Below are 18479 nucleotides of genomic sequence, written 5' to 3'. Positions count from 1 at the left end.
TGCGGTCGATGGTGTCGTCGCGGGGCGCGGCGGGCCGGCGAATCACGCGAACACGGATCTGTCGGTTCATGGCGCCCTCCCGAGGCTCATATCTCCTATGCCCCTCTCCTATGCCCCACACTCTTCCTCGCGACGCCGAAGAACATCGCCCTTGCGGAGGCACTTGGTCTGCCTCCCCGGAAGGAGCGGCGAGGGGCCGGCTGCTCCCGGAGGAGGAGACCGGCCCCGAGTCGGGCGCGGAGTTCAGCTCAGGCCGAGGTCGGACAGTGCGGTCGTCCAGTCCGTGAGGATCGCGTCCTGGGCGTCGGAGAGCGTGACGGTGCCCGCGCAGACGGCCTTCTTCAGCTTGTTCTCGACGGTGTCCTTGTTGGCGGCGGTCTTGGTGCCGTACTCCGGCTCGGGCCAGAGGTTGAGCTCGCTCTTGGGGGCGCCACCGAGTTCGAGCGGGAGGAAATGGTCCTCCTCGTAGTCCGAGGTGCTGGTGTCCGTGTAGCCGTACTCGACGATCTGCTTCTTCTTCAGCGCGGTGGTGTAGGAGCTGGAGGGCCGGACGGTCGCGGTCCACCCGGAGACGCAGATGGTGGAGTCGATGGTGGACTGGGTGACGTCCGGGTTGAAGTCGCCGGGCTGGCAACTGGGGTCGGGGAGCGGGAGGTAGTCCTGGCTGCAGCTCTGTGCGTGCGCGGTGCCCGCGGCGACCGTGAGGCCGGCGGCGGCGAGCGCGAGGGAGGAGAGGGCGGTGACCAGGGAGCGGGATATTCGGGGCATGGGGGATCTCCCGGAGTGGTGCCCGGCAGGGATTCCAGGCAGTCGTGAGCATGACAGCACCGGGATCATCTATGCGGGTAGAGCCCTTTACCGGTCCCGAAGATCCATTTATTGAATGTTTCAGCAATCCGGGGCCGACGGAGGACAAGTCATGGCCCGCGCTTGGTTGTCGGCACCGCGCACCGACCCGGTCGCGGGCCCCGCCTAACGTGGGGCCCATGACCACGCTGACGCTTCTGCATCCCGGCGCCATGGGCGCGAAGGTCGGCGGCCAGGCGGCCCTCGCGGGTACCCGGGTGCTGTACGTCCCGACCGGCCGCGGCACCGCCAGTCTCCAACGGGCCCGGGACGCGGGCCTGGAGGCGGCCGAGTCCCTCCAATCGGCCCTGGCAGCAAGCGACTTCGTGCTGTCGGTGTGCCCGCCGCACGCGGCCGAGGACGTGGCGCACGAGGTCCTCGCGCACCCCTTCCGGGGCGTGTACGTCGAGGCCAACGCGATCAGCCCGGACCGTACGAGGCGTATCGCGGCGGCGTGCGCGGAGCGCGAAGTGCCGATGCTCGACGGTTCGATCGTCGGCGGCCCGCCGGGGCCGGGCAGCGCCCCGCGCCTCTATCTGAGCGGCGACGGAAAGGAAGTCGCCAGGGTGGCGGCGGTGTTCGAAGGCACCCAGGTACTGGCCCGCCCCCTCAGCGCCGGGATCGGTGCCGCGTCGGCGCTGAAGATGTCGTACGCCTCGTACCAGAAGTCGGCCCGCGTACTGGCCGCCGTCTCGCACGCGCTGGCCGCGAGCCACGGCGTGGCGGCCGAACTCGCCCTGGAGGCAGGCTCGTTGACGTCCAACATCCTCGCCGAGACCGACCAGCTGCCCAGCGTCGCCGCCCGGGCCTGGCGCTGGGCACCGGAGTTGGAGGAGATCGCGGCGACCCTGCGCACGGCGGAACTGCCGCCGGACCTCGCGGAGGGCGCGGCGAATGTGCTGCGCCGGTGGGCCGGCGACAAGGACCGGTTCGACCTGCCGCTCGCGGAGGTGTTGGGGCACCTCCGCACGGAGCGGTGACCAGGGGACGGAAGGGCGACCCAGGAGACGCAGGGACGGCTCAGGAGGCCGACGCCCCGGGCCCGAAGGAAGGTGACGCGGCAGGCCCGGCCCCGCGCAACTCCTGTACGGTTCCGCCGAGTCGGGCGCGGAGACCCTCCAGCAGCTCCGGCCGCGCGCTGACGACCCAGCGGGTGCCGACGAGGTACTTGCCGCCGTAGACGGCAGCCGTGTCGAGCCAGGTCACCTTGAACCGCTCCTCGGGGAACGTGGTGATCCGGTACTCGCCCTGCCCCGTACGGCACTGCCCCTCACGGAGTTCCTCCGCCTCGATCCGGATCTCGGCGGTGCACCCGGTCAGCCCGGCGATCACCTCGACCTTCGCGGGCGCGACCACGCCGGCCGCGGGGGCGGCGGTCACGGAGGGTGCGGCCGACTTCCGTCTCCCCTCCCCGTCGTCCTCACCCCCACCGCACGCCACGGCGAGCGGAAGCAGCGCCAGCGCGGCGCCACGACGGAGACGGAGACCGGCGGTGCGGTGCCGGTCGGGCTGCTGTGTCTGGTGGGTCACGGCAGGGGGTACGGGTGGGGCGCGGCGGGCGTTCACTCTGCCGGGCCTCGACGCCCCACACCCCGGAGCGCACACCGTCCGTGACCCCCTGCGCCCCCTGTGCGCCTTCATCGCCCTGCGTTATGGTATGCGTACTGATGGTGTCGGGAGGGGCGTTCCCATGTCGGCTGAGACCACCCGGACCCTCGACACCGCCGCCCTGAAACCGCGGGTCGCCGCCACCTGTATCGGCATCACGGGACATCGCGTGATCCCGCCGGCCGCACTGCCCTTGGTCCACTCCGCGCTGCGGCACAAACTGTCCGGCGCCGAGGGCGAGTTGGCGGCCATCAGCAGCCTCGCGGCGGGCGCCGACCAGATGTTCGCCGACATCGCCCTGGCCCACGGGGTGTCCGTGACGGCGGTGATCCCCGGCATGGACTACGAGGCCCACCTGGGCGGCGCCGAGGTCCGCTCCGCGTACCGCAGGATTCTCAGGTCCTGCGCGGCCCGCGTCTACCTGCCCGCCGAACCGACGCACGAGGAAGCCTACTTCGCCGCGGGCCGCTGGATCGTGGACCACTGCGACCTGCTGATCGCCGTCTGGGACGGCCGCCCGGCACGCGGCCTGGGCGGCACCGGCGACGTGGTGGAGTACGCCGAGCGCACGGGGGTGCCGTTCACCGTGGTGTGGCCGTCGGGCATGCGGCGGGACTGATCCGACCGCCCGGTTGCGGATCAACCCGCCCTTCACAGACGTGAACTGACGTCACATCAGCCGCCGAACCGCACCAGCCACTCCGTGTGCGCCGGTGACATCAGCCGCTCCGCCTGCTCCACCGCCTCCGCCCAGCCGCCCTGGGTCACCGTGGTGGACATGGCGATCCGGGTCGTCTCCAGGTCCTGTTCGATGAGGGAGTGGGCGTAGGTCAACGGACCGTGCCGGCGTACCTCCTGCCAGGCGACGCCCGCCGCTGCCGCCGCGCTCAGCAGTCCTGCCACGTCCGCGCCGCCGAGTCCGGCGCCCGCGCTCGGCAGCAGGGCCGCCACCAGGGCGAACAGGGTCAGGACCGCGGTGACGGCCGACCAGCGGGCGGCGGAGCGGTACGCCCTCGACGCCTTGTTCCGGTACCAGAGCAGCTGTTCGAGAAGCCGGTCGCGCAGATAGAGGTCCCGGCGTGCGGCGTACGGCTTGGCCCGCACCGCCCGCATCCGGGGCGTGATCTGGCCCCTTCCGCGTTCGCCCGAGCCGTCGCGGGAGTCCTCCCAGCCCCATTTGCGCAGCTCGCGCAAACGTTCCTCCAGCCGTTCGGCGAACAGCCCGTCCGGGTCCGGTACCCCGGAGTGGAAGGGGCCGCCGTGCACCATGTACTGCCAGGCCAGCGACTTGAGCAGCTCGGCCGCCGCACGGTGGGTCTGCCAGCGGGCCCGGGCTCGACGACGCGAGGTGCTCAGCCCCAGCAGGATGGTCGCGCCGTACAGCACGCCCGCGCACACCGTCATCGCCCGGCCGGACGCCGCCTGGGTCAGTGCGGCGGCGGCAGTGGCCAGGATCAGGACGGTCAGATGGGTGCGGGTTCCCCGGAAGGAGTCACTCTGATGGTGCAACGCCGCCTCATCACTGAAACGGAACAGCGGCGGCAGGTCCTCGTCGTGCAATACGGTGCTCGGCACAGGTGTGGCAGCAGCCCCCATGGCGCCCCCCGATGTCGTTGCGCGCCCCGAATTGTTTCGCGCGCCCCGGCATCCAGACTAAGAACTCTGTGAGTACGGGAACCAGCCTGATGTGGGACACCTCTTGGCTCGATCCTCCGGTATGGTCCGCATCATCGGGAACACGAGTCGACCGGCTCGCTGGACTCCCCTCGTAATCTCCATCCGATCCAGTCGAACCGGAGCGACCAAGCGACATGACCGCCGTCATCAATGACATGAGGTCTTCCTCCAGCCCTGCCGGGCGGACCCCCCGGCGCACCACCCCGCTGAAGGACATCGACCCGTACACCGCCGCCGCCGTGCACAACGCGGGCCGCGTCACCGATCGCCCGGGCCACGGCACGCGCCGTCCGATCACCTTCAACTCGGCGACCTGATCCAGGCCGCCGCCCGCGGAACTTCACACTGACGTGGGTGCGCCCGGCGGACACGTCCACCACCAGTACCCACGTCAGTGAGCCGTCAGGACGTCAATGCTTCAACAGGGTTGCGTCATTCCGTACTTTCCTCTGCTCCGAATCTGCGATAGTGCTGCCGGTGACGAGTCAGGATGTCGGCAACCCACCTCTGAGACAGTTGGTCCTCAAGATCCACAGTAGGTGCGATCTGCTCTGCGACCACTGTTACGTGTACCAGCACGCCGACCAGAGCTGGCGCTCCCGCCCCACCTTCATCCGTCCCGACACCGTGCGGGCCGTCGCCCGCCGACTCGCGGACCACGCCACCGAGCAGGGCCTCGACTCCGTCTCCGTCATCATGCATGGGGGAGAACCGCTTCTCGTGGGCCCGACGAGATTACGGGACATCTGTGCGGAACTCACCCGCACCCTCTCCCCGCACACCGCACTCGACCTGCGCATGCACACCAACGCGGTCACCCTCAACCGCCGTCACCTGGACGTCTGCAAGGAGTTCGGGGTCCACGTCAGCGTGTCGCTCGACGGGGGCCGTGCGGCGAACGACAGACACCGGGTGGATCGTCAGGGACGCAGCAGCTACGACCGTGTGGTGCGCGGCATCCGGCTGCTCCAGGAGCCCGGCTACCGGCACCTGTTCAGCGGACTGCTCTGCACGGTGGACGTGACCAACGACCCGGTCGCCGTCCAGGACGCGCTCAGCGAACTCGACCCGCCCCGCATCGACTACCTCCTCCCCCACTCCACCTGGGACCGGCCGCCGCCCAACCCGTCCGGCGCCGAGACCCCGTACGCGGACTGGCTGCTCAAGGTCTTCGACCGCTGGGATCAGCAGGGCCGCCCGATGCCGGTGCGGACCTTCGAATCCGTGCTCAGCACCCTGCGCGGCGGGCCCAGTCTGACCGAGGCGATGGGACTCGCGCCGAGCGATCTGGCCGTGATCGAGACGGACGGCACCTTCGAACAGGCAGACTGGCTGAAGACCGCCTATGCGGGCGCTCCCGAGACCGGCTATGACGTGTTCCAGCACGGTTTCGCCGAGTTCGCCTCCCACGAGGGCGTGCAGGCACGGCAGTTGGGGATCGACGGAATCAGCGACACCTGCCGCCGCTGTCCCGTGGTGAGTTCGTGCGGCGGCGGACTGTACGGGCACCGGTACAGCTCCGGGCAACAGCCGGGCATCGAACCGGGGTTCGGAAACCCCAGCGTCTTCTGCGGCGATCTGCGCTCGTTGGTGGAAGGTATCGCCGACCGGGTGACCGACCGCTCCTTCGCCCCGTCGGTGCTGGGCACCGAGCAGCTGCAATGGGCCCAACTCGACCTGGACCGAGTGCTGTTGCGCCGGGCGCGGGAGCAACTGGCTTCTGGCCCCGATGAGTTGGAGGCCTGGCGGCTTCTGCTGGCCGTGGACGGGGACCGTGAGACCTCCCCGCTCCTGGACCAGATCCTCGCCCACCCCTACGTCCGCACCGGCCTCCAGCGGTCCCTCAGCGGCCCCCCCGACACGGCCCGGTTCATGGCCCTGTCCGTCGCCGTGGCCCTCTGGACGGGTGTCAGTACCTCCCTCTCCTGGGACCAGCCCGGCACCCTGCTGCATCTGCCCGCCCTCGGCTCGTACCGGCTGGACGCCCCGGGCCGCGTCGAAGTGACCGTGGGACCGGGTGAGTTCCGGGTGCGCGAGAGCGGTCGGCCCGGCGGGGACACGGAGGAGACACGGATCGCGCTGGACGGGACGGCCTCGTCCGGGCGCTGGCGCCCGCTCGACCGGCTGTGGGCGAAGGACGGCCCGCTGATCGACGACGCGGATCCCTACCGCGACTGCTTCCCCGCGCCCGTCGCACCGCCGCTGGAATGCGGAGAGTTCGCGGAACGGGTGATCCGTGGCTACGAACTCCTGGAGAAGGACACCTCGGCGCGGCGCACCGGCCCCGACCTGTTCCGCCCCACCGTCCTCACCCCGCTCGTCCGCGGCAGCGGTCTGCTGCTCGGGGCACACGGGCTGGGCGCGCTGGGCGTGGCGGTGGACGTGCGGCCCGAGGAGTTCGCCCGGGAGCTCCCCCGCCTCGGCCGCCGGGCCCGGCTGACCGCCCTGCGCGAGACGGCGGACCTGCATGTGCTGGGCAGCCCGGCCGGCGCCCTGCTGGACGAGGCGGACGAGGCGCTGGGCGCGGCGGCGGACGGCCACCGGACTGCCCGCGCGCTGACCGCGCTCACGCTGCTGCCCGAGGGTGAACTGACCGTCACCGGTTCCGTGCTGGTGGCCCGGATGTGGTCCCAGTGGGCGGACGCCCGTGGCTGAGCAGTCGTATGCCTCCGTGACCCAACGCGGTTCGCGGATCGGTGAACTCCCGTCCCTGCTGCGGTCGTTGGGGGTCCGTCGGGGTGGTGTGCTGATGGTGCACGCGGCACTCAACGGCACCAGGACCGCTCCCGGGCTGGTCCGGGACGCGTTGCTGGACGCACTCGGCCCCGAGGGCACCTTGATCGTGCCCGCGTTCACCCCGGAGAACTCCGACACCTCGCGGGCGTACCGGACGGCCGTCGCGGGGCTGAGCGAGGAGGAGGCGGAGCGGTACCGCGCGACGATGCCGTCCTTCGACCCCGACTCCACCGGATGCCCCACCATGGGGGCGCTCGCCGAGTGCGTGCGCTCCACGCCCGGCGCCGTGCGCAGCGCGCATCCGCAGACCTCGTTCGCCGGACTCGGGCCGCGGGCAGGGCGGTTGCTGCGCCGGCATCCCCTGCGCAGTCATCTCGGCAGGCTCTCGCCGATGCGGCGGCTGTACGCCGCCGACGCCCAGATCCTGCTGCTGCGGGTGGGGTTCGAGGTGTGCAGCGCCTTCCACTACGCCGAGTATCTGGCGCGCCCGCGCACCGACTACTTCCTGCGTCCCCGGCCCGCCCGGCGGACGTACCGGTGCGTGATGGGGCAGGAGGGGAACTGGATCGCGTACCGCGATCTCGTCCTGGACGACAGCGACTTCGGCGCGATCGGCTCCCGCCTGCCGGGAGAACTGCTGCGCCAAGCCGACTGGGCGACAAAAACGGTCACCTTGTGTGGAATAAGGGACGTGGTCGGTCACGCCCGAGTCCAGATGTCCAGATATCGCCAGCCTTTGGCCTGAAAATAGCGAACCGTAGGGGCGCCCGGTCCGGCACATTGTTGGTTCCGGCCGGAGGGGCGCCGTCGGCGGGGCGGACCGGCGGCTTGTCGGCAGGCAGGGGGGACTGGTGGACAGAGCTGAACGGGCACAGGGCCGCGTTCCGGACCACCGGCCCTACTTCTTCCTGTCCTACGCCCACACACCGCCGTGGGGTCCGGACAGCGGGGACCCCGACCACTGGGTGCGTGTCCTGTTCAAGGATCTGTGCAGCCACATCATGGCCCTCACCGCCCTGCCCGCCGGTTCCAACGCCGGTTTCATGGACCGGGAGATGCGCTCCGGGGAGGGCTGGCCCGAGAAGCTGAGCCAGAACCTCGCCTCGTGCCGGGTCTTCGTACCGCTCTTCTCGCCCCGCTACTTCTCCAGCGAGATGTGCGGCCGGGAGTGGTTCGCTTTCACCGAGCGGATGCTGCACGCCAGGACTACCGGGGAGAGCGAGGTGCCCGCGATCGTGCCCGCGCTGTGGACCCGCGTCGAGTTCAACGAACTTCCCGACTCCGTACGCCACATCCACCTGGACGACTCGGGTCTCGGCAGCGGATACGCGACCCGGGGGATCTACGGACTGATCAAGCTCAAGCGACTGCGCGAGGAGTACGAGGAGACCGTGCTCGGTCTCGCCGAGCGCATCGTCCGTGTCGCCCACGAGTCGAAGCTCCCGCCCAGCCGGCCCCGCGACTACGAGGCCACCCCCAGCGCCTTCAAACCGCCCGGCACCGGCCCCCGCCACATCCGCCTGACCGTGGCCGCGCCCACCCGCGACACCGTCCCCCAGCACCGCGACCTGCAGCCGTACGGCGACGACGCACTGGGCTGGAACCCGTACCACTCGGAGTCGACCCGGCCGCTGTCCGCGGTCGCCGAGGATCTGATCCGCACCCTGGACTACCGGGTGACGGTCGCCTCCTTCGACGACGAGGACACCAGCGAGCACGTGTTCGCCGCGGGCGCGCACGAACCCCCGGTCCCGGGCCCCGGCATCCTGCTGGTCGACCAGTGGGCGCTGAGCGACGAGGAACGCCGGCGCCGGCTCAAGACGTTCGACGCGGCGGCCCGTCCCTGGCTGAGCGCGATCATCCCCCGCAACCGGGCCGACATCCAGTGCCGCGGGCCCGAAGGACAGCGCCTGGCCGAGGAGTTGGAGCGGGCGATGCCCACCATCCTGGACCGGGCCCGGCGCAGCGACCACCGCATCGCCGTCAACGGCGTCCCCACCCTGACGGCCTTCACCAATGTGCTGCCCGCCGTGGTGGCACACACCACCCGGCAGTTCCTCAAGCACGCCGAGGCCCGGCCGCCGGAGGTCCCGCACGTTCCGCGACCTCGGCTGCTGGACCTTTCCGCACCGCCCGGACCCGGTCCGGAGAACCCGGAAGACGACGACAAGGGAGAGGCATGACGGCCGCACGAGACGGACGCATCATCACCTTCTACTCGTACAAGGGCGGCACCGGACGGACGATGGCGCTGGCCAACACGGCGTGGATTCTGGCCGCCAACGGAAAACGCGTGCTCGCCGTCGACTGGGACCTGGAGGCACCGGGCCTGCACCGGTTCTTCCATCCCTTCCTGGACCCCAACGTGATCACGGCCACCACGGGTGTCCTCAACATCCTCCAGGACTACGCCTGGGCGGCGACGGACGGCACCCATCGCACCGGCGCCTGGCACCGGGAGTTCGCCGACGTCGAACAGCACGCCGCCTCCCTGTCCCCCGAACCGCTGGGGCTCAGCTTCCCGGACGGCGGCTCGCTCGACTTCCTCTCCGCGGGCCGCCAGTTCCGCGCCTACTCGGCGACCGCCTCCTCCCTGGAGTGGGACAACTTCTACGACCGGCTCGGCGGCGGCGCCTTCCTGGACGAGCTGCGCGACAGCATGAAGCGCTCCTACGACTACGTCCTGATCGACTCCCGCACCGGCCTCTCGGACACCGCGGACATCTGCACCCTGCAGATGCCCGACGTCCTGGTCGACTGCTTCACCCTGAGCGACCAGTCCCTCAACGGCGCCGCCGACGTCGCGCACAGCGTCGGGGACGAGCACCGCAAACGGCGCATACGCGTGCTCCCGGTGCCGATGCGCATCGACGAGGGTGAGAAGGACAAGGTCGACGCGGGCCGCGCGCTGGCCCGGCTGAAGTTCGCCGGACTGCCGAAGGGACGGCAGGGCGAGCAGCTGGGCGCCGACGAGATCACCGACTACTGGGGCCATGTCGAGATCCCCTACCGCCCCTACTACGCCTACGAAGAGACCCTCGCCACCTTCGGCGACGAGAAGGGCGACCCCAAGTCCCTGCTGTCCGCCTTCGAGCGGCTCACCTCGGTCCTCACCGACGGCGCGATCACCAGTCTGCCGACCATCCCGGAACCGGTACGGCAGCGCTGCCGCGACGCCTTCATCCGGCGCCGGCCGTCGGCCACCACGGCCGAGATGATCATCGTGTACGCGGCGGAGAACCGGATGTGGGCCGACTGGGTGGAGTCGTTACTCAAGCGGGCCGGCTGCAACGTCACGCTGCACGAACTGTCCGCCAGTCCCGTCGAGCGCACCGGGTCCGCCACCCGCACCCTGGTCCTGCTGTCCAGCGCCCTCCAGCACTCACGGTATGCCGAGGGCGTCCTGAGCGCCCTGATGAGCTCCACCCCGACACCGGGCACGCTGGTGCCGGTACGGATCGACGAGGCCCGGCCGCAGGAGTCGTACCTGGACCAGGACCTGATGATCGACCTCCAGGGGTCCGACGAGTCGCAGTGCGCCGCCGCCCTGCTGAGCGCGCTGGAGCTGCCCGTGCAGCTGCCGGACGCCGGGCCCGCGGCACCCCGGTTCCCCGCGCACGAGCCCCGGTTCGTGAACGTGCCGCAGCGCAACACCACCTTCACCGGGCGCGGCCCGATCCTCGACCAGGTGCGCGAACAGCTGCGCGGCGGAATGTCGGTCGTCCTGCCGCAGCCCCAGGCCCTCTTCGGCCTGGGCGGGGTCGGGAAGACCCAGATCGCACTGGAGTACGTGCACCGTTTCATGGCCGACTACGACCTGGTCTGGTGGGTCTCGGCGGAGCACGTCGACGACGTCGTCGCCTCGCTCGCCGAACTCGGTGCCCTCATCGGGGCGCCCGGCGGCGACGACATGGCGCTGGCCAGCCAGGAAGCCGTGCACATGCTCGCCGAGGGGAACCCCACCCGGCGGTGGATCCTCGTCTTCGACAACGCGGACGACCCCGAGGACCTCGTCGGCTACTTCCCGGCAGGCAGCGGCGGCCACATCCTCGTCACCTCCCGCAACCAGTCGTGGTCCCAGCGGGGAGCCACCCTCGGCGTCGACGTCTTCCTGCGCCGCGAGAGCACCGAGCACCTCTCCCGCCGCGCCCCGGGGCTCACCCTGGAGGAGGCCGACGAGGTGGCCACCGCCGTCGGCGACCTCCCGCTCGCCGTGGAACAGGCCGCGGCCTGGCTGGCCGAGACCGCCACCCCGACCGCCGAGTACCTGCGCCGGCTCACCGAACAGGCGGCCGCGGTCCTCGCCCTCAACCAGGCCGCCGACTACCCCGAGACGGTGGCCGCGACCTGGAACATCTCCATCGAGCGCCTGAAGGAACGTTCACCCGCCTCGGTACGACTGCTCCAGCTCTGCGCCTTCCTCGCCCCCGAGCCGATCTCCTCCCATCTGCTCTACGGCAAGGAGATGCTCGACGCGCTCAAGCCCTACGACCCCGCGCTCCAGGAAGGTCTGCTCCTGGGCCGGGTGATCCGGGAGATCGGCAGGCTCGCGCTCGCCAAGGTCGACCAGGTGTCCAGCTCCATCCAGATCCACCGGCTGGTCCAGGCCGTGATCCGCTCGCAGATGACGGAGGACGAGCGGCGCACGGCACGGCACATGGTGCACACCGTGCTCGCGGGCGCCCGGCCCGACGGCGACGAACCCACCGACGACCGGGAGTCCTGGCCCCGCTTCGACGCCATCTGGCCGCACCTGTCGGCCTCCGACATCCGCAACTGCACGGAGGCCGACCCCCGCCGACTGCTCATCGACCGCGTCCGATACCTGTGGAAACGCGGCGACTTCCCCCGCGCCCAGCAACTCGCCGAGACCCTCCTCGCGCACTGGAAGCCGATGCTCGGCGAGGACGACGTGCAGTACCTCTACCTCCAGGGCCAACTCGCCAACGTCCTGCGCTCGCAAGGACGTTACGTCGAGGCGCAGAACATCAACGAGGCGCTGCGCGAGCGACAGCGCCGGGTCCTGGGCAGCACCCACCCGCACACCTACGTCACCACCTCCAGCCTCGCCACCGACCTCGCCGCCCTCGGCCAGTACACCCGGGGCGTGGAACTGGCCCGGGAGGCGCACAGCGGGTTCAGCGAGATCTTCCACGAGTCGCATCCGCGCACCCTGAACGCGGCCAACAACCTGGCGCTGGCGCTGCGCATGGTCGGCAGGTACAGCGACGCGCGCCAGATCGACAAGGACACCTTCGACCGGCGCACCCGGGTCCACGGCCCCGATCACATCTACACGCTGTCGTCCGGGGAGAACCTCGGCCGGGACCTGCGCGAGGTCGGCCGCTACACCGAGTCCGTGACCGTGCTGGAGGACGCGTACGCCAAGCACGAACGCACACTGGGCCCGGAGTTCCCCGGCACCCTGCGGTGCGCGAAGTCGCTCGCCGTGTCGCTGCGCAGGGCGGGCCGGTTCGACGAGGGGCAGCAGCTCACGTCGGCCACGCTGGAGCAGTACCGCAAGCAGAACGCAGCGACCACACCGGACGCGCTGGCCTGTGAACTGAACCTCGCCGCCGACCTGTTCGCGGTCGGCGACCGCCAGGACGCGCGCAGGACCGCCCAGCGGGTGCTCGCCGAATACGTGAAGGTGCCGGGCGAGGCCCACCCGTACACCCAGACCGCCATGAACAACCTCGGCATCTTCCACTGGGGCTGCGGCGACCTCGAAGAGGCCGAGTCGGTCTTCCGCAAGGTGCTGGACCGGATGAACACGGTGCTGGGCGACCACCACCCGCACACTCTGTTCTGCTCCGCCAACTACGCGATCGTGCTGACCGAGACCGACCGGCTGGAGGAGGCCTGGAAACTGGAACAGCGCGCCATCGACTCGCTGCGCGAGATCCTCGGCCGGCAGCACCCCGAGACCCTGGCCGTCGTCAGCAACGGCGCGCTCACCCTCGACGCGCTCGGCCGCACCGACGAGGCCCACGTGCTGCGTCAGGAGGCGGTGACCGAACTGCGCAGGCAGGCACGGCAGCTCGGCGAGAACAACGGCATCACCCACCTGGCGACGCACGAGCGGCGCGTGTACCGGGACCTGGAACCGCTCGCGGTGTGACCTTCAGCCCCGGGGCGTGCCCGACAGCAGCCAGTCCAGTACGTCGGGCAACGCGCGCAGCGCCGAGAAATGGGCCGCCTTGGGCTCCAGGACGGCCTTGGCCCGCGGAATACGCGCGGCCAGCCAGGAGAAGTGGGCGGCCGGCGAGAAGACGTCCTTCGCGCCGTGCCACAGCAGCACCGGCACCCCGATGTGCGCCGGGTCGAAGCCCCAGGGGCTGGTCAGAGCGATGGCGTCGTCGATCCAGCCGTACGGCGAGGTCCGCAGCGCCTCGTGGTAGTTGCGCAGCAGCATGGAGCGGATGCTGTTGTCCGAGACGATCAGCCGGTCCTCGTCGGTCAGCTCCGAGCGCAGCTCCTCCAGCAGACGGGCCGGGTGGCTGCGGATGGCCGCCGAACGCGGGATGATCCGGGCCGCGTACCGCTCCGGGTCGGTGAACGCCGTATGGAACTCCATGACGTTCGAGGGCGTCATCCCGGCGAACCAGTCGAGCCCCTTCGCGTCCCGCGGCGCGAGTGCCACCAGGGCGGCCGCGCGGGTCACCCGGCCGGGCAGCAGCGCGGCGCAGGCCAGGGCGTGCGGTCCGCCGCCGGACCGGCCGACGACCGCGAAACGGCCGAGCCCGAGGGCGTCCGCCACGGCCGTCACGTCCTCGACGACGTCCACGACGCGCCGGCCGGGCCTGCGGTCCGAACCGCCGTACCCGGGGCGGTCGAAGCTGATGAGCCGCGCGCCGTGTTGATAGAGGAACATCGACCGGGGCCGCGGCCCGACGCGGCTGCCGGGCATGCCGTGGAGGAGGAACACCGGACGGCCCCGCGGGTCCCCCGAGACCTCCACCTGCAGCCGCCGCCCGCTCTTCGTCTCCACCAGATCAGGCACCGCCGAGTCCCCCTCCCGTGCCCGTGGTCTGCCCGTACGGCCGCGAGGCGAAACGACGCGGAAGACCAACTGCCCGGTCACACCTGGGCGTTCACCTCAAGGACATACGCGGCCGACACGAGCGGTACGACCACGGTAAGACGTTACGCCGGCCCGCGGTCGGCCAGGGCCGGACCCGGTCCGGAGCCTCGCGCCTGGCGGGTCGGGTCGCGCCATGTTCGGCGGCGCGCTCGGTGAGGTACACGCCGCCAAGATCCACAAAGTCATGGACATGGCCCCGCTGGAGCACCAGTGCGGGGAGAGGAAACCGTCGTCCACCAGCCACTGCCGGCCGTTGTCGGACAGCACCAGGTACTCCCGCTCAAGGCTGGTCGCGGACGCGACCGCGCTGCCCGGGCTCACCCCGATACGGCACAGGTCCAGAGCCGTGAGTTCGAGGCCCCTGTCGGCGACCGCGTCCCGGCTGCAGGCGACGGCGAACTGCGTCGCGCGGTCCATCCAGCGCACCTCGCGCGGGCTGAACCTTTCCGCCTCGGCGTCGAAGTCCACCTGCTCCACCCCTACTCTCGGGGTGAAGCACCGTCCTCTGACGTCAAGAAGCGAGTTCGTCCACCGGACCGCGCATGGACCTGAGGCGCGGCGGGTCGATCGGATCAGCCCAGGACGTAGCGCCCGTCATCGAAGTCAGCGACGATCTGCTTCGGCGACCTGAACCTGCGTGGTGTGCTCCGCTTCGGCGACTCGGCGAGGCGATGGCCTCGGGGAGGCCAGGACCATCGCCGTGCCGTCCACCGGGCGGTGCCGCCCATGGGGCCGGCTGTCCGAGTCAGGACCGTTTCGGAGGGCGGGGACCGCTCCCGTGGGATCGCCGCCCCCTACGCCCTGCGCGCGAGCCGCGGACCGGTCGGCCACATGGTCGGCCGACGAGTCCTGGCTAAAGGTTGTAGCCGCCCGATACCTCGATGTTCTGACCGGTGACCCAGCGGCTCTCGTCGGAGACCAGGGCGGCGATCATCGCGCCGATGTCGTCGGGTTCTCCGACCCGGCCGAGAGCGGTCCTCGCGGCGAGGGCCGGGACGACCTCGGGGTACCGGGTGAAGGCGTCGTCGGCGATCCGGGTGCGGGTCGATCCCGGCGAGACAGCGTTGACGCGGATGCCCCGCGCGCTGAATTCCTTGGCCATGTACCGGGTCAACACGTCCAGGCCGCCCTTCATCGACGCGTAGGCCGAGTAACCGGGCTCCAGGCCGACGATCGCCGTCGAGTTGCTGCTCGTGTTGACGATGGCCCCACCGTGCGCCATCAGGGGCAGCAGCCTCTGCGTCAGGAAGTACGGGCCCCTGAGCAGTACCCGCATGAGCCTGTCGAAGGTCTCCTCGGTCGTGTCCTCGATCAACGAAGTCTGCGCGAAACCGGCGTTGTTGACCAGGTAGTCGAATGTGTCTCGTTGCCAGGTGCCGCGCAGTACGTCGGCCACCGTGTCGCGGAAGGCCGCGAAGGTGGCGGTCTCGCCGACGTCCAGCGGCAGCGCGACGGCCGTGCCGCCCTCCTTCTCGATGGCGGCTGCCGTCTCCAGCCCTCCTTGCCGGTTGTTGCCGTAGGTCAGGACGACTCCGGTTCCGCGCTTGGCGATCTCGATCGCGGCGCTCTGTCCGATGCCGGAGCTGGCGCCCGTGACGATGGCGACCTTCATGGTGTTCCTCCTGGGTGGGGTCGTGCGTGTGGGTGAGTGAGCCGGCGGCGCTATGCGGCGGAGTCCGAGGGCAGAACTCGGGCCAGCCAGTCGGTACGGGTCCGGCGGGCCGTCGCCGAGATGGGCGCCTGCGGATACAGCGCGTCGAAGCCGTGGAAGCCGCCCGCCCAGACGTGGAGTTCGGCCTGGCCGGCGGCCGCCCAGATGCGGGTGGCGTAGTCGCCGACCTCATCGCGGAACACTTCGGCGGACCCGGTGTCGAGGTAGGTGGTCGGCAGGCCCGAGAGGTCGTCGGCCAGCGCAGGTGAGACGTATTCGGGTACCTGGTCGTCGGTGAGGTCGCCGAGGACGGCGCGCCATCCGAACTCGTTCATCTCGCGGGTCCAGACGCCGGGCCCGTCGGAGTACTGACGGCTGGAGGTACTGGTGTTGCGGTGATCGAGCATGGGGCAGATCAGCATCTGCGCGGCGATCGCCGGGGCACCGAGGTCACGGGCCAACAGGGTGACACCGGCGGCGAGTCCGCCGCCCGCGCTGGCGCCCGCGACGACGATCCGGGCGGGATCGATGCCCAGTTCGGCGGAGTGCTCGGCGATCCAGAGCAGTCCCCGGTAGCAGTCGTCGACCAGGGCGGTGCCGGTGGCCTCCGGTGCCAGCCGGTAGTCCACGGAGACCACGACCGCGCCGAGCTCGTCGAGCCACTCCAGCGGGATGTCGATCTGCGAGAAGCGGTCGCCCATGACCATCCCGCCGCCGTGCATCCAGTAGACACAGGGGGCGGGACCGGTGGTGCCGTCGGTGGTCGCGGGGCTGAACACCGACAGGGGGATCGGGACGCCGTCCTTGGCGGGCACGGTGATCTCGCGCCGGTCGACCTGCCGGTGGGCGAGCAGGGACTCGACGGGGGCCGAGGGGAGCTGACGCAGCTGCGCGAGCACTTCCGGGCTGAGCCGGGACATCAGCGGCATCTCGGCCAGCAGTTCACGCAGTTCGGGGTCGAGGGCGGGGCGTGCTGTGGTCATGGTCGTTGCCTTTCGTCGGGTACTGCCGGCCTGGGGGGATCGGTCGGGGGTTCAGAAAGCGGCCTTGCCGCGGACCGGGACGTAGTCGGTGTACTCGGACTCCTTGGCCAGCAGTCCGTCGATCTGCGCCACGATGGCCTGGGCGGCCTCGCCGGCAAAGATCCGGTGGTGGTCCTCCTCGCTGGTCCAGCCCTCGGTGACGTGGACGACGTCGGGGTCGGACGCGGAACGGGAGACGAGGTAGACCACGCAGTGCTCGCTCGCACCGGGGCTGCCCTCGTCCAGGCCGGTCAGCAGCAGGTCGACCAACCGGTCGCCCATCCGGGGCCTGGCGGTCAGGGTGGCGTTGAAGCCGTACTTGGCGATCACGGGGTCCTTCTTCTCAGTCGCTGGAGTGAAGTGACTCCATTCAATCGCTCTGACCTGCTAAAACGTTAGAACGATGCTCGCCGCTACTTGCACAATCCTCTCGGCCATGGGAGGCAGAGTGCGGAATGATGCTGCAATGGACGCATGCACCGCGTGTATCTCGAAGAGCTCCGCACCCTGCTTGCCCGGCATGCCCGTCCCGACTGGACCACCGCCATCGACGGCGTCCTCATCTCGAAGGTCGACCGGCCGGATCCGCCGGCGCCCTCCATGTCCGGCACGGTGCTCGCCGTCATCGCCCAGGGCGCCAAACGCCTGGCCCTGGGCGACCGGGTCTACGAGTACGGCGCCGGGCAGTACCTGGTCGCGTCGGTCGACCTGCCCGTCACCGGGCAGTTCACCCAGGCCGACCCCGAGCAGCCGGCGCTGGGCTTCGGTCTCGTGTTGGAGCCGTCCGCCGTGGCCGAGTTGCTGCTGCAGGCCGGGTCCGGTGACACGCCCCGCGCCGGCGGTGGCACGCCCTCGGGGATCGCCGTCAGCGACGCTCCGGCCACGCTGCTCGACGCGGCGGTCCGGCTGCTGCGCCTGCTCGACGAGCCCCGCGACCGGGCCGTACTGGCCCCGCTGGTCAAGCGCGAGATCCTGTGGCGCGTGATCACCGGCGAGCAGGGCGCGACGGTGCGCCAGCTCGGCCTCGCCGACAGCGGCCTCAGCCACATCTCCCGGGCCGTGCGCTGGATCCGCGAACACTACGCCCAGCCCTTCCGGGTCGAGGACGTGGCGCGGATGTCCGGCATGAGCGTCTCCGCCTTCTACCGCAACTTCCAGGCGGTGACCGCGATGAGCCCCATCCAGTTCCAGAAGCAGATCCGGCTGCAGGAGGCCCGGCTGCTGCTTGCGACCCACCCGGGCGACGTCACCGGAGTCGGCCACCGCGTCGGCTATGACAACCCGTCACAGTTCAGCCGGGAGTACCGCCGCCAGTTCGGCGCACCCCCCAGCCGGGATGCCGAACGCCTGCGTCACAGCGAGCGCCCCCCGGCAGCTGTCCTTCCCTGAGCCAGCTCGCCCGGAGACGAGGATCGCGCAAGGTGAAGTGAGGACAGTTCTACGATTTCCACACTCATGAGGGCTGGGCTGTCACGGCGTCAGAAGCCGTCATGACGCGTGAGGTAGTGCGCGCAGGACTGGTTGTGCCTGTGCGCCGGGTGCCCGGCGAAATCTTCTACCCCACGCGGAGAGCCCGGCCGTCGAACCGTGGAAGCGACAGCGAGACGGCCGAGTGGCTGTTGCCGTTCCGATCTTGAGGGTTGGGCGTCGTACGGGAGTCTCCATCGGGTGACCGCAGTCGGCCGCGTGCGTGAGACCGGGGGCTCTTGGTGGCGTCGGCGGCCGCAACAGGTACGGCTCGGCAACGCCGGCCCCAGGCCAGGAACGGGGCCGGTCTTCCGTTATCGTCCACGTGGTTGGGCCATGGGGCTCCACTTGGCAGGAAGGGATCAGCCGTGGGGATATTGCAGAAGTG

At 70.6% G+C, this 18479-nt stretch carries 15 protein-coding genes and 1 pseudogene; 8 read left to right on the top strand and 8 right to left on the bottom strand.

Features of this window, described 5'->3' with window-relative positions:
• Window positions 1-243 precede the first annotated feature (243 nt).
• Window positions 244-768 carry a hypothetical protein gene (locus AB0I51_RS02590; RefSeq protein ID WP_362970607.1) on the bottom strand — a complete coding sequence of 175 codons (525 nt, stop codon included), beginning with the start codon at window positions 766-768 and terminating at the stop codon, window positions 244-246.
• A 218-nt stretch (window positions 769-986) separates the two neighbouring features.
• Between AB0I51_RS02590 and AB0I51_RS02585 the strand changes: the two genes are divergently transcribed.
• Entirely contained in the window at window positions 987-1826 is an 840-nt protein-coding gene (locus AB0I51_RS02585; RefSeq protein ID WP_362970605.1) for a DUF1932 domain-containing protein, read from the top strand.
• Between the two features lie 40 nt (window positions 1827-1866).
• Here AB0I51_RS02585 and AB0I51_RS02580 read toward each other — a convergent pair whose 3' ends face one another.
• Window positions 1867-2376: a hypothetical protein gene (locus AB0I51_RS02580; protein ID WP_362970603.1), complete on the bottom strand. Its 510-nt coding sequence runs from the start codon at window positions 2374-2376 to the stop codon at window positions 1867-1869.
• Between the two features lie 160 nt (window positions 2377-2536).
• On the opposite strand from AB0I51_RS02580, the gene AB0I51_RS02575 reads away from it, so the two are divergent.
• The gene (locus tag AB0I51_RS02575; protein ID WP_362970601.1) at window positions 2537-3073 is read left to right on the top strand and encodes a hypothetical protein; all 537 of its coding nucleotides are present in this window, start codon (window positions 2537-2539) and stop codon (window positions 3071-3073) included.
• Between the two features lie 56 nt (window positions 3074-3129).
• Here AB0I51_RS02575 and AB0I51_RS02570 read toward each other — a convergent pair whose 3' ends face one another.
• Window positions 3130-4050 carry a DUF4231 domain-containing protein gene (locus AB0I51_RS02570; RefSeq protein ID WP_362970599.1) on the bottom strand — a complete coding sequence of 307 codons (921 nt, stop codon included), beginning with the start codon at window positions 4048-4050 and terminating at the stop codon, window positions 3130-3132.
• Between the two features lie 236 nt (window positions 4051-4286).
• On the opposite strand from AB0I51_RS02570, the gene AB0I51_RS02565 reads away from it, so the two are divergent.
• From AB0I51_RS02565 to fxsT, 5 genes are all read left to right on the top strand, one after another.
• Window positions 4287-4448: a hypothetical protein gene (locus AB0I51_RS02565; RefSeq protein WP_362970597.1), complete on the top strand. Its 162-nt coding sequence runs from the start codon at window positions 4287-4289 to the stop codon at window positions 4446-4448.
• A 160-nt stretch (window positions 4449-4608) separates the two neighbouring features.
• A complete protein-coding gene (gene fxsB / locus AB0I51_RS02560; protein ID WP_362970595.1) occupies window positions 4609-6786 on the top strand; it encodes a radical SAM/SPASM protein FxsB, inactivated metallohydrolase extension form in 2178 nt (725 codons plus the stop codon).
• Window positions 6787-6802: 16 nt separating this feature from the next.
• On the top strand, window positions 6803-7612 hold the full coding sequence (locus AB0I51_RS02555; RefSeq protein ID WP_362970593.1) for an AAC(3) family N-acetyltransferase: 810 nt from the start codon (window positions 6803-6805) through the stop codon (window positions 7610-7612).
• Window positions 7613-7718: 106 nt separating this feature from the next.
• On the top strand, window positions 7719-9050 hold the full coding sequence (locus AB0I51_RS02550; protein WP_362970591.1) for a TIR-like protein FxsC: 1332 nt from the start codon (window positions 7719-7721) through the stop codon (window positions 9048-9050).
• Window positions 9047-12988 (top strand): FxSxx-COOH system tetratricopeptide repeat protein, encoded by a 3942-nt coding sequence (gene fxsT, locus AB0I51_RS02545; RefSeq protein WP_362970589.1) that lies wholly within the window; start codon window positions 9047-9049, stop codon window positions 12986-12988. Before AB0I51_RS02550 ends, fxsT begins: the two co-directional genes overlap by 4 nt.
• 3 nt (window positions 12989-12991) lie before the next feature.
• On the opposite strand, the gene AB0I51_RS02540 is transcribed toward fxsT, so the two are convergent.
• From AB0I51_RS02540 to AB0I51_RS02520, 5 genes and pseudogenes are all read right to left on the bottom strand, one after another.
• Window positions 12992-13870: an alpha/beta hydrolase gene (locus tag AB0I51_RS02540; RefSeq protein ID WP_362970587.1), complete on the bottom strand. Its 879-nt coding sequence runs from the start codon at window positions 13868-13870 to the stop codon at window positions 12992-12994.
• 291 nt (window positions 13871-14161) lie between these two features.
• Window positions 14162-14524, bottom strand: a pseudogene (locus AB0I51_RS02535) (beta-ketoacyl synthase N-terminal-like domain-containing protein); the annotation flags it as partial.
• A 280-nt stretch (window positions 14525-14804) separates the two neighbouring features.
• Window positions 14805-15563, bottom strand: a complete 759-nt coding sequence (locus AB0I51_RS02530; protein ID WP_362970585.1) for an SDR family oxidoreductase — start codon at window positions 15561-15563, stop codon at window positions 14805-14807.
• Between the two features lie 50 nt (window positions 15564-15613).
• Window positions 15614-16585, bottom strand: a complete 972-nt coding sequence (locus tag AB0I51_RS02525; RefSeq protein ID WP_362970583.1) for an alpha/beta hydrolase — start codon at window positions 16583-16585, stop codon at window positions 15614-15616.
• Between the two features lie 51 nt (window positions 16586-16636).
• Window positions 16637-16954 carry an antibiotic biosynthesis monooxygenase gene (locus AB0I51_RS02520; protein WP_362970581.1) on the bottom strand — a complete coding sequence of 106 codons (318 nt, stop codon included), beginning with the start codon at window positions 16952-16954 and terminating at the stop codon, window positions 16637-16639.
• Window positions 16955-17107: 153 nt separating this feature from the next.
• Between AB0I51_RS02520 and AB0I51_RS02515 the strand changes: the two genes are divergently transcribed.
• Complete coding sequence (locus AB0I51_RS02515) at window positions 17108-18013, top strand: AraC family transcriptional regulator (protein ID WP_362971130.1); 906 nt, start codon at window positions 17108-17110, stop codon at window positions 18011-18013.
• Window positions 18014-18479: the final 466 nt, after the last annotated feature.

It is taken from the genome of Streptomyces sp. NPDC050549, assembly GCF_040655035.1.
GTDB lineage: Bacteria > Actinomycetota > Actinomycetes > Streptomycetales > Streptomycetaceae > Streptomyces.
The sequence above is the reverse complement of the archived record's forward strand: the minus strand, read 5'-3'. Positions and strand labels throughout refer to the sequence as shown.